We start from the raw sequence: 9,973 nt of genomic DNA on the forward strand, positions 1-9,973 counted from the left end.
CCGCTCCTACCCGAAAGAGGAGTCGTTGCGGTTGCGGTAGCCGTAGCCGTAGAGAGCTTGGCGCAGCTCCGAACTCACGATGCAACCGCAGACCCGGAGGGCGGCGCACAGGACGTGCGCCGTTTTTCGATCGGACAAGGATGTCCTATCGAAAAATCCCGGCGCCAGCTGCGTACTCGCAGGGGAGCTTCGTCAAGAAAGGCCTCTCTTTGGTTAGCTTTGACCGAAGGGAATCCAGGCGGACTTTTGGGCTAGCAAAAGAAAGTAACCCGGCCGCTTTAGCGGACGGAAGCTTTGTTCTTGATGTTGCTTCGTCGCTCTGCGGCAAGAGTCGCAACAACCGCGAACTGCGCGGTCGCGATTTGCGTCGCTCCTACCGGGGAGGGAGCATCGCCTTTTGATTCAGGCGGAGCCTTTGTAAGTTTACGGGCAGGCCTTCGACAGGCGCGCGCCCTCCGCGAGCCCGCCCGACAACGAAAAACGCCGCGATCTCTCGCGGCGTTTTTTCTTGTTGCGATGAGCAGGCGCGGCTCAGTCGAACGCGGCCGCGTAGCCGGTGTTGACGATGCGGTGCTGCAGGGCGTCGGCGATCTTGAGGTTGCCGGCGATGATCTGGCGCGGAGCGAGGCCGCGGTTGTCCATCGGACCGGTCGAGCGGCCCTTGAAGTCGGAGATCTTGCCGCCGGCTTCGCGCACCATGAGGGCGCCCGCGGCGATGTCCCAGGGCTTCACGCCGGCTTCGAAGTAGGCGTCGGCGCGGCCGCAGGCGACGTAGGCCAGGTCGAGCGCGGCCGAACCGGTGCGGCGCACGTCCTCGGCATCGACGAGCAGATTGTCCAGGCACTTGAGGTGGGCGCTGGTGCGCGCGCGTTCGCGCGGCGGGAAGCCGGTGATCAGCATCGCGCCGTTGAGGTCCTTGCGCTCGGCGATGCGCACGCGCTTTTCGTTGAGCTGGGTGCCGCTGCCGCGGCTGGTGGTGAACAGATCGTTGCGCAGCGGGTCGAAAATCACGCCGTGGATCGGTTCGCCGTTTTCGCACAGGGCGATCGACACGCAGAAATGCGGGATGCCGTGCAGGTAGTTGCTGGTGCCGTCGAGCGGGTCGATGACCCAGGTGAAGCGGGCCTGGCCGATCGGGCCGCTTTCCTCGCCGAGGATGGCGTAGTCGGGGGTGGCGCGGCGGAATTCCTTGATGATTTCCGCTTCGGCGAGGTTGTCGACCTCGCTCGCGTAGTCCATGCGGTCCTTCTCGACGATGTTCAGCGCATCCAGCCGGTGCATGTGGCGGAGCAACACGTTACCGGCGGCGCGGGCGGCCTTGACCATGAGGGTGACGGCGGGTTTCTGCATGGCGTACGGCCTCGAGCGTGTGAGGTGGGGCAGGACTGACGGGGGTAAAGAGCGGACCGGCGCTTTGGCCGGGGCGGGGAGTTTACCATCTGCGCATGAACCCCGATCTCCGCAATGAAGCGGCGCCCCCCGAGGCGCCCGATCCGATCAATTCCCCGGCCGGCACCCCGGGCCATCCGCAGCCGGACCCGGCCTGCGAGGGCCGCCCCGCAGCCACGGCGCCGGACCCGGCCGCCGCTCACACCCGTATCGTCCTGGTCGGCACCCAGCACCCCGGCAATATCGGCTCGGCGGCCCGGGCGATGAAGACCATGGGGCTGAGCCGGCTGATCCTGGTCGCGCCCGAGAAGGGCCTGGACCGCGACGCCTACGCGATGGCCGCCGGCGCCGACGACCTGCTCGAATCGGCGGTGATCGTGCCCGACCTGGCCACCGCCGTGGCCGACTGCCACCTGGTCCTGGGCTGCACCGCGCGCAGCCGCCGTATCGCCCTGGAAGAGCTGGTGCCGCGCGACGCCGCGGCGCGGGTCGACACGCTGGCCCGCAGCGGTGGCGAAGTCGCGGTGGTGTTCGGCCGCGAGCGCACCGGTCTGGACAACGACGAACTGCAGCTCTGCCATGCCGCCGTGCATATCCCCGCCAACCCGGACTACAGTTCCTTGAACCTCGGTGCCGCGGTGCAGGTGCTGAGCTACGAACTGCGCATGGCCGCCCTGGCCGCGGCCGACGCCGGCGGCGGCGCGGAACGGCGCGACCCGCCGGCCTCGCACGCGCAACTGGAGGGCTTTTTCAGCCAGCTCGGCGAGGCTCTGGATGCGATCGATTTCCACAAGGGCCGGGCGCCCGAATCGGCCATGCGCAAGCTGCGCCGGCTGTTCCTGCGCGCCGACCTGGACGAGCGCGAAGTGCGCCTGCTGCGCGGCGTGCTGGCCGATGTCGAGCGCATGGCCATGCTGGCCGGGCAGCGCCGCTGAAGCCGGGTCGAGCCTGCCGGTGGCGGCATCCGTGACAGCGATTCGGCAGCACGGGCGAGGGGGCCATCGGCGGCCGGCGCGACGAGGTATCGGTCGGCCCCGGGTTTCGATTACGCTGCGTTGGCAATCCGACCAGGTGAAGGCTGTTGATCGCTAGTACGCGGTTTCTCGGTTTGCTGTTCGGGCTCGTCCTGGCCGGGGCGTTGGCTCCCGTGGCCGTGTCGTCGGCCCACGAGACCGAAAACGGGCACAAGGACGGGGCCGATGCCCACGTCCTGGTCCTGGGCCGGATCAGCGACGATCCCAAGGCCCACTACGAGCAACTCAAGCCCTTGCTGGACTACGTGATCCCGCGCATGGCCGACGTCGGCATCCGCGAGGGCCGCATCCTGATGGCCAAGGACGCCCAGCAGATGGGCAGCTACATGCGCCGCGGCCGGGTCGACTGGGTCACCGAGACCGCCGGCACCGCGGTCCTGCTGCACCAGCGCGCCGATGCGCGCCTGATGCTGTTGACCGAGCGCGACGGCGTCAGCCACTACCACAGCGTGTTCTTCGCCCGCCGCGACAGCGGCCTGCGCTCGCTCGACGACCTCAGCGGGCACAACGTCGCCTTCCAGCGCCCGTCCTCGACCAGCGCCTATTTCGTGCCGGCCGCGGCCCTGCTCGAACGCGGTCTGTCGCTGGAGATCCTGCTGTCGCCGACCGACCGCATCAACCGCGGCGCGGTCGGCTATCTGTTCGCGCGGTCCGAGCTCAACATCTCGACCTGGGTGCACAAGCGCCTGGTCGATGCCGGGGTGATGAGCAACCTGGACTGGGACAACCCGCGCCGCGTGCCCGATGCCTTCCGCCGCGACCTGGTCGTGATCGGCCGCAGCGAGGACTACCCGCGCGCGCTCGAACTGGTGCGCGGCGACTTGAACCCGAAGGTCGCCGCCCGCCTGCGCGAAGTGTTGCTGGAGGCCGCCGGCGATCCCGATGCCGGCGAGGCGTTGCTGCGCTTCTTCAAGACCACCCGCTTCATGCCGATCGACCCGGCCTCGCAGCGCGCGCTCGAACATATTTCCGACGGTGTCGCGCGCGTGCGCGCGGAGGTCGAATGAATCTGCGCGCCGGCTTGCAGGTCAAGTTCTTCGCCATCATGGCGGTGGCCTTCCTGGTCGTGGTGACCCTGATCCTGATGCTGCTCAATCGCCAGGAGCGCATGCAGAGCGAAGTCGTCGGCATCAGCCGCGAGGCGATGCGCGACACCATCGCCGAAAGCCTGAGCCGGCACGGCGAGGGCGAGGTGACCCAACTCGCCGGCTCGCTGACCAATCCGCTGTACTACTTCGACCTGGACGCCATCGGCGAGCTCGGGCGCGCGGCGATGATGAATCCCGGCGTGCGCTACGTCATCGTCTACGACAACGAAGGCAACATCGTCCACGACGGCAACGAAGAGATCCCCAGCTACGGCAAGCGCATGGACGATGCGATGGCGGCCAAGATCATCACCGCCCAGGCCTTGTCCACCCAGTGGAGCGAGACCACGCTCGACGTGTCCGCGCCGATCAAGGTCGGCCAGCAACGCCTCGGCGGGGTGCGCGTGGGCTACGACCTCAAGGCCATGCGCGCCTACCAGGACACCGCCCTGGACAAGGTGCGCCAGCGCCTGGAAGACCTCGGCCGCCGCCAGTTGTTCTGGGTCGGCGTGCTCAGCGTCGGCCTGCTCGCGCTCGGCGGCCTGATGCTGTGGCTGATCCAGCGTTGGCTGGTCAACCCGATCCGCGAACTCGCCGATGCCGCCCACACCATCGAGAACGGCCAGTTCGACAGCGCGCCGCCGGCCGCCCACAGCAACGACGAGGTCGGCGACCTGATGCAGGCCTTCGGCCGCATGAGCCAGAGCCTGGCCCGGCACGACCGCGACATCCGCCGCATGGCCTATACCGACGCCCTGACCGGCCTGGCCAACCGGCTCGCCTTCCGCGAAGTGTTGGACCAGCGCCTGCTGCACCTGCGCGGCGACAGCGGGCAATTGGGCTTGTTGTTCGCCGACATCGACGACTTCAAGCGCGTCAACGACACCCTCGGCCACGACGCCGGCGACGAGGTGCTGCTGCAGTTCGCCAACCGCATCCAGGAAACCGTGCAGCGCATCGGCGGCGAACGCGCCTTGCTGGCTCGCTTCGGCGGCGACGAGTTCGTGATCCTGGTCGAGGGCAGCCGCGAGCGCAACGGCGAGGCGCGCACCGTCGCGACCCATCTGGCCGAGGTGCTGGTCGGCGAACTCGGCCAGCCGATCGTGGTCCACGACCGCCAAGTGTTCCTTGGCACCTCGATCGGCGTGACCCTGTATCCCGAAGATGCGTCCGGTGCGACCGCGCTGATGAAGAACGGCGACATCGCCATGTACCAGGCCAAGGTCGCCGGCAAGAACTGCTACCGCTTCTACAGCCGGGCGATGGACCAGGCGGTCGAGCGCCGCGTGCACCTGGAGCACGAGCTGCGCGGCGCCTGGGATCGCGGCGAGTTGAGTCTGGTCTATCAGCCGGTATTCCGTCTCGCCGACGGCGCCATGGTCGGCGCCGAAGCCTTGCTGCGTTGGAAGCATCCCGAGCAAGGGTTGATCGCGCCATCGGTGTTCATCGACGTGGCCGAGCAGAGCGGGCTGATCGAAACCCTCGGCCCGCAGGTGCTGCGTGCGGCCTGCGAAGATGCGATCGCCTGGCATCGCGCGCGGCCCGGCGCCGAGCCGCTGTTCGTGTCGGTCAATGTCTCGCCGCGCCAGTTGCGCAGCGGCGACCTGCCGAACGTGGTCGCGGCCTGCCTGCAGGAAACCGGTTTGCCGGCCGCGCATCTGCATCTGGAGCTCACCGAGACGGCGGTGATCGGCGACGAGATCCATGCCAGCAGCCTGCTGGCGCGCTTGCGCGCCAGCGGGGTCAAGGTCTGGCTCGACGATTTCGGCACCGGCTTCTCCGGCCTGAGCCATCTGCGCCGGGTGCCGGTCGACGGGGTCAAAATCGACCGCAGTTTCATCGCCGACGTGTTGCGCGACCCGGACGACCTGGCGCTGACCACGGCGATCATCGCCATGGCGCATTCGTTAGGCATCACCGTGGTCGCCGAGGGCGTGGAGAAGGAGGGCCAGTACGCGGTGTTGCGCGAGCGCGGCTGCGATCTCGCCCAGGGCTATTGGCTCGGTCACCCGGTCAATACCGAGGAATTCCTGGCGCTGTTGATGAGCTGAGGCGGCGCGACCGGCGAATGTCGGTCAGCCCTCCAAAGCCAGGCAACCCGGGGCAGGGGCGACGCAAGCCGCGACCTCGGCGTCGCGGCCTTATCGATGACCTGCGCTACGCCGCCCGACACCCATCGCGGCGCTTCGACGCAAGCTGCGCTTCAGCCGATCTTGTCTTGCGCCAGGGCGATCCACTCGGCCAGGGCCTGGGCCAGGCTGCCGGACAAAATGCCGAACACCGCCACCGCGATCGAGCCGGCGACCCAGGCCACGCCCATGAGCTTGCCGTCGCGTTCGAGCAGCGCGAACGCGAACAACAGCAGCAGGGCGCCGAACAGGAAGTTGGTCAGCGGAATCGGCAGCGACAGCAGGATGCCGAGCAGCACCAGCAGCAAGCCGGTGAAGGCGTTGGCGGCGCGATGATCGAGCATGGCCGGCGCGCGCGGGCTGACGATCCGCTCCAGGCGGCTCAGCCACGGCGCCAGCAGATTGCGGAACTTGCCCATCGCCTTGCGGTGCGGGCCGCGGCGGGCGATGAAGCCCGGCAGCCACGGCTTGCGCAGGCCGATCAGCAACTGCAGCCCGACCAGCACCACCAACGGCCCGCTGATCGCGCCGCCGACGCCCGGGATCGGGATGAAGGCGGGCAGGGTGGACACGAACAGCAGCATGCCGAAGGAACGGTTGCCGAGCCCGGCGATCACGTCGCCGAACTTGACCACTTCCTCCGGATCGCCGGCGACGATGGCATCGAGCAGCGCGCGCGTGCCGGCCTCGTGCGGCTTGTGACCGTGTCGCCGGCCCCGCGACGGCTGGTCGTCTTCGCCGTCGGGGCCGTTGTCAGCCGCTGCTGTCATCGTCGCTGGACTCCGGCGGTTTCGGCAGATGGCGGTGCAACAGCAGTTTGTCGATGCGCGGCCCGTCGAGGTCGATCACCTCGACCCGCCAACCCAGCCAGCTGAAGTGCTCGCCGACGTGCGGGATGCGGCCGAAGTGGGCGATCACCATGCCGGCGGCGGTGTGGAAATCGTGCTCGTCCTCGTCGGGCAGGCGCCCGCCGCCGATCACCTCGCGCAGCTCTTCCACCGGCAGGGCGCCGTCGATCAGGTAGGAGCCGTCCTCGCGTTGCACCACCGGGCCGGGCTGGTCGTCGGACTCGGCGGTCTGTATGCGGCCGATCACTGCGCCCATCAGGTCGTTGACCGTGACCAGGCCGGTGACGTCGCCGTATTCGTCGACCACCAGGGCCAGCGACTGCTGCTCCTCGCGGAAGATCTCCAGCAGCTTGAGAGCGTGGGTCGACTCGGACACGAACAAGGCTTCGGTCAGCTGGCCGAACAGGTCCGGCAGATTGCCGACGCCGAGATTGCGCAGCAGGGTCTTGGCTTCGAGCACGCCGAGCACGTCCTGGTCGCTGCCGCGGTAGACCGGGAAACGCGAGAACGGCGATTCGCGCATGGCCGCCAGGTTGTCCTCGATGCTCGCGCCGGCATCGAGCCAGGCGATGCGGGTGCGCGGCGTCATCAGGCTTTCGGCGGTGCGATCGCCGAGGCTGAGCACGCGATTCATCATCTTGCGCTCGTCGGCGTCGATCACGCCCTGCTCGTGGCTTTCGCTGACCAACAGGCGGATCTCTTCTTCGCTGATTTCGCTGCGGGCGTCGTCCTTGATCCCGAGCAGGCGCAGCACCAGGCGATTGATCGCGCCGAGCGCGCCGACCACCGGTTTGGCGAAACGGGCCAGGCCGGCCAGGACGATCGCCACCGAACTGGCGATCTTTTCCGGATTGGTCAGGGCCAGCCGCTTGGGGATCAGTTCGCCGAAGATCACGCTGGAAGCGGTGATCAGGGTGACCGCGGTGCCGATGCCGATGCTGCGCGCGTACTCGGCCGCGCCCGGCAGCACGCCGCTGAGCCAGCCGGCGATGGCCAGGCCGATCGACTCGCCGCCGAAGGTGCCGGTGAGCACGCCGATCGCGGTGATGCCGACCTGCACGGTCGAGAGCAGGTGGTCGGGGCGTTCGGCCAGCTGCAGGGCGACGCGGGCGCCGCGGCTGGGGTGCGCCGGGTCCTCGGCCATCTGCTTCAGGCGCAGCTTGCGCGAGGTCATCAGCGCCATCTCCGACATCGCGAAGAAGGCGTTGAGGACGATCAGGGCCATGACGATCAGTAGTTCCAGCATCGGCAATGCCTCCTGTGGCCGGTGGGTTCACGGAAGGAGCGCGCTGCGCGATGGGAGGGGGCCGTCGAGGCGCGGCCGGGCGGCGGTTTTGGGTCGTCGTCCATGGAAGAGGTTTGGGGGGAGCGTACTGTAAGGAACTGGGGGCCGATCTTAGCAGGCCTTCACGACCGCCCCTCGTGAAAGGCCGGGCGGGCGGGACGGCAGGATCGGTGCGCGTTTCCAGGTCTTGGGGGCGCCCCGGGCGGCCGTCAAGGTGGGCGCGGCGGCGTCAAACCGTCATAATCGCGCCCGCAAACCCTTCGGCCCGGCGCGGCCGGCACGTATCGGCCCAGCCCAGAGGCACCCCAGCATGTTTTCCCTGCAGACCATTTTCGGCCAAGGCAACCAGTTCTATACCCTGCTGGAGGAGGCCGCCGTCGCCGCCCACGACAGCACCAAGGCCCTGCACGCCATGCTCAAGGAGTCCGACCGCCAGCCGGCGCTGGACGCGTTCAAGCTGGCCCGCCAGCGCGAGCGCGAGACCTCCGACAAGATCAGCCAGGAGCTGGTCGACAGCTTCATCACCCCGATCGAGCGCGAGGACATCGAATCGCTGAGCTCGGCGCTTTACAAGATCCCCAAGCAGGTCGAGAAGTTCGCCGACCGCTATTCGCTGGCGACCCGCCATCTGGAGCACATCGACTTCGCGCCGCGCGCGGCGATGCTCGAACAGGCCGCCGGGGTGGTGGTGAAGATGGTCCACCAGCTGCGCCAGCTCAAGCTGGAGCCGATGAAGGCCCTCAACGACCAGCTGCGTGCGCTCGAGAACGAGGCCGACCGGCTGATGCTCGAGCTGTACCGCGACATTTATTCCGGCCAGCTCGACAACCTGCAGATGTTCCTGCTCAAGGAGTTCTTCGAGATCCTGGAAAAGGCGATCGACCGCTGCCGCGAGGCCGGCGTGGTCGCCTACCAGATCGTCCTGAAAAACTCCTGAGGCGCGCGCGATGCTGACGCTCGTCCTGGTGGTGATAGTCGCGGCTCTGATCTTCGAGTACGTCAACGGCTTTCACGACACCGCCAATTCCATCGCCACCGTGGTCGCGACCAAGGTGCTGTCGCCGATGCAGGCGGTGATCCTGGCCGCGTCGACCAATCTGATCGGCGCCCTGTGGGGCACCGCGGTCGCCAAGACCATCGCCTCGGGCCTGATCGACGCCGGCGTGGTCGAGGTCGGCTCGCAGCTGATCCTGTGCGCGCTGCTCGGCGGCATCATCTGGAACCTGATCACCTGGTGGCTGGGCCTGCCGTCCTCGTCCTCGCACGCGCTGATCGGCGGGTTGTGCGGCGCGGCCATCGCGGCGGCCTCGAACAACTGGCACGCGGTGGTCTGGTCGCACCCGGCCGAACCGATCTGGAAAAGCGCCGGCGTGCTGTGGAAGGTGATCGTGCCGATGTTCACCTCGCCGGTGCTGGGCTTCACCGCCGGCTTCCTGGTGATGGGCGTGCTGTTCGCGATCATCTCGTTCATGGCGCGCAGCGGCGGCGTGCTGGCGCGGATCGCGCGGCCGCGCTGGGTCAACAGTTTCTTCGGCAAGGCGCAGTTGGTCAGCGCCGCCGGCATGGGCTTCGCCCACGGCATGAACGATGCGCAGAAGACCATGGGCATCATCGCCCTGGCGCTGATGAGCGCGCAGCAGGCCGGTACGCTCGACAATCTGCCGGCATGGCTGGCCTTCCTGCATCCCTCGCCGAATGCGATCGCCCATAACGACATCGACACCTGGATCAAGCTGACCTGCGCGGTGGTGATGGCCGCCGGTACCGCCGCCGGCGGCTGGCGCATCATCAAGACCCTCGGCCACAAGTTGGTCAAGCTGCACCCGATCCACGGCTTCGCCGCCGAGACCAGCGCCGCGTCGGTGATCATGTTCGCGTCCTCGCTGGGCATCCCGGTGTCGACCACCCACAACATCTCCGCCGCGATCATGGGCGTGGGCACGGCCAAGCGTTTCAACTCGATCAAGTGGACCGTGGTCGAGAAGATGATCTGGGCCTGGATCCTGACCATTCCGGCCGCCGGCGGCATCGCCTACGCGCTGTTCGAGGCGATGCGGTTCTTCGGTTGGATTTGAGTCGCGTTGGTCGCGCGATGCGGCAGGTCAGTGCATAACGAAAGGCCCGCAGCGATGCGGGCCTTTTTGTTGCGGGGTTTGTTTATTGCGAATGCTATGCGAGTGGCGTCGTTGGTGCGGCGGCG

The 9,973-nt window shown here is 67.9% G+C and carries 8 protein-coding genes; 5 read left to right on the plus strand and 3 right to left on the minus strand.

Annotation, left to right across the window (positions count from 1 at the left end):
* Window positions 1-531: 531 nt before the first annotated feature.
* The gene (locus ACTJJK_RS18085; RefSeq protein ID WP_031372947.1) at window positions 532-1,350 is read right to left on the minus strand and encodes an inositol monophosphatase family protein; all 819 of its coding nucleotides are present in this window, start codon (window positions 1,348-1,350) and stop codon (window positions 532-534) included.
* A 95-nt stretch (window positions 1,351-1,445) separates the two neighbouring features.
* Between ACTJJK_RS18085 and ACTJJK_RS18090 the strand changes: the two genes are divergently transcribed.
* From ACTJJK_RS18090 to ACTJJK_RS18100, 3 genes are all read left to right on the plus strand, one after another.
* On the plus strand, window positions 1,446-2,324 hold the full coding sequence (locus ACTJJK_RS18090; RefSeq protein ID WP_440730873.1) for an RNA methyltransferase: 879 nt from the start codon (window positions 1,446-1,448) through the stop codon (window positions 2,322-2,324).
* A gap of 212 nt (window positions 2,325-2,536) precedes the next feature.
* Window positions 2,537-3,430 (plus strand): phosphate/phosphite/phosphonate ABC transporter substrate-binding protein, encoded by an 894-nt coding sequence (locus tag ACTJJK_RS18095; RefSeq protein WP_223621137.1) that lies wholly within the window; start codon window positions 2,537-2,539, stop codon window positions 3,428-3,430.
* On the plus strand, window positions 3,427-5,562 hold the full coding sequence (locus ACTJJK_RS18100; RefSeq protein ID WP_223621136.1) for a putative bifunctional diguanylate cyclase/phosphodiesterase: 2,136 nt from the start codon (window positions 3,427-3,429) through the stop codon (window positions 5,560-5,562). Before ACTJJK_RS18095 ends, ACTJJK_RS18100 begins: the two co-directional genes overlap by 4 nt.
* A gap of 152 nt (window positions 5,563-5,714) precedes the next feature.
* Here ACTJJK_RS18100 and ACTJJK_RS18105 read toward each other — a convergent pair whose 3' ends face one another.
* Both ACTJJK_RS18105 and ACTJJK_RS18110 read right to left on the minus strand, forming a co-directional pair.
* The gene (locus ACTJJK_RS18105; protein ID WP_440730874.1) at window positions 5,715-6,410 is read right to left on the minus strand and encodes an exopolysaccharide biosynthesis protein; all 696 of its coding nucleotides are present in this window, start codon (window positions 6,408-6,410) and stop codon (window positions 5,715-5,717) included.
* Complete coding sequence (locus tag ACTJJK_RS18110; RefSeq protein WP_051885177.1) at window positions 6,394-7,734, minus strand: hemolysin family protein; 1,341 nt, start codon at window positions 7,732-7,734, stop codon at window positions 6,394-6,396. The genes ACTJJK_RS18105 and ACTJJK_RS18110 overlap by 17 nt, the downstream gene beginning before the upstream one ends.
* Window positions 7,735-8,083: 349 nt before the next feature.
* On the opposite strand from ACTJJK_RS18110, the gene ACTJJK_RS18115 reads away from it, so the two are divergent.
* Both ACTJJK_RS18115 and ACTJJK_RS18120 read left to right on the plus strand, forming a co-directional pair.
* Window positions 8,084-8,710, plus strand: coding sequence for a DUF47 domain-containing protein (locus ACTJJK_RS18115; RefSeq protein ID WP_031372953.1), 627 nt, complete (start codon window positions 8,084-8,086; stop codon window positions 8,708-8,710).
* Between the two features lie 10 nt (window positions 8,711-8,720).
* Window positions 8,721-9,848, plus strand: coding sequence for an inorganic phosphate transporter (locus tag ACTJJK_RS18120; protein ID WP_031372954.1), 1,128 nt, complete (start codon window positions 8,721-8,723; stop codon window positions 9,846-9,848).
* Window positions 9,849-9,973: the final 125 nt, after the last annotated feature.

It is taken from the genome of Lysobacter sp. 22409, assembly GCF_052045105.1.
GTDB classification, from domain to species: Bacteria; Pseudomonadota; Gammaproteobacteria; order Xanthomonadales; family Xanthomonadaceae; genus Lysobacter; species Lysobacter antibioticus_B.

Coding starts and splice junctions, on each gene's coding strand:
- ACTJJK_RS18085 (WP_031372947.1), bottom strand. CDS start 1,350: ATGCAGAAACCCGCCGTCACCCTCATGGTCAAGGCCGCCCGCGCCGCC.
- ACTJJK_RS18090 (WP_440730873.1), top strand. CDS start 1,446: ATGAACCCCGATCTCCGCAATGAAGCGGCGCCCCCCGAGGCGCCCGAT.
- ACTJJK_RS18100 (WP_223621136.1), top strand. CDS start 3,427: ATGAATCTGCGCGCCGGCTTGCAGGTCAAGTTCTTCGCCATCATGGCG.
- ACTJJK_RS18105 (WP_440730874.1), bottom strand. CDS start 6,410: ATGACAGCAGCGGCTGACAACGGCCCCGACGGCGAAGACGACCAGCCG.
- ACTJJK_RS18110 (WP_051885177.1), bottom strand. CDS start 7,734: ATGCTGGAACTACTGATCGTCATGGCCCTGATCGTCCTCAACGCCTTC.
- ACTJJK_RS18115 (WP_031372953.1), top strand. CDS start 8,084: ATGTTTTCCCTGCAGACCATTTTCGGCCAAGGCAACCAGTTCTATACC.
- ACTJJK_RS18120 (WP_031372954.1), top strand. CDS start 8,721: ATGCTGACGCTCGTCCTGGTGGTGATAGTCGCGGCTCTGATCTTCGAG.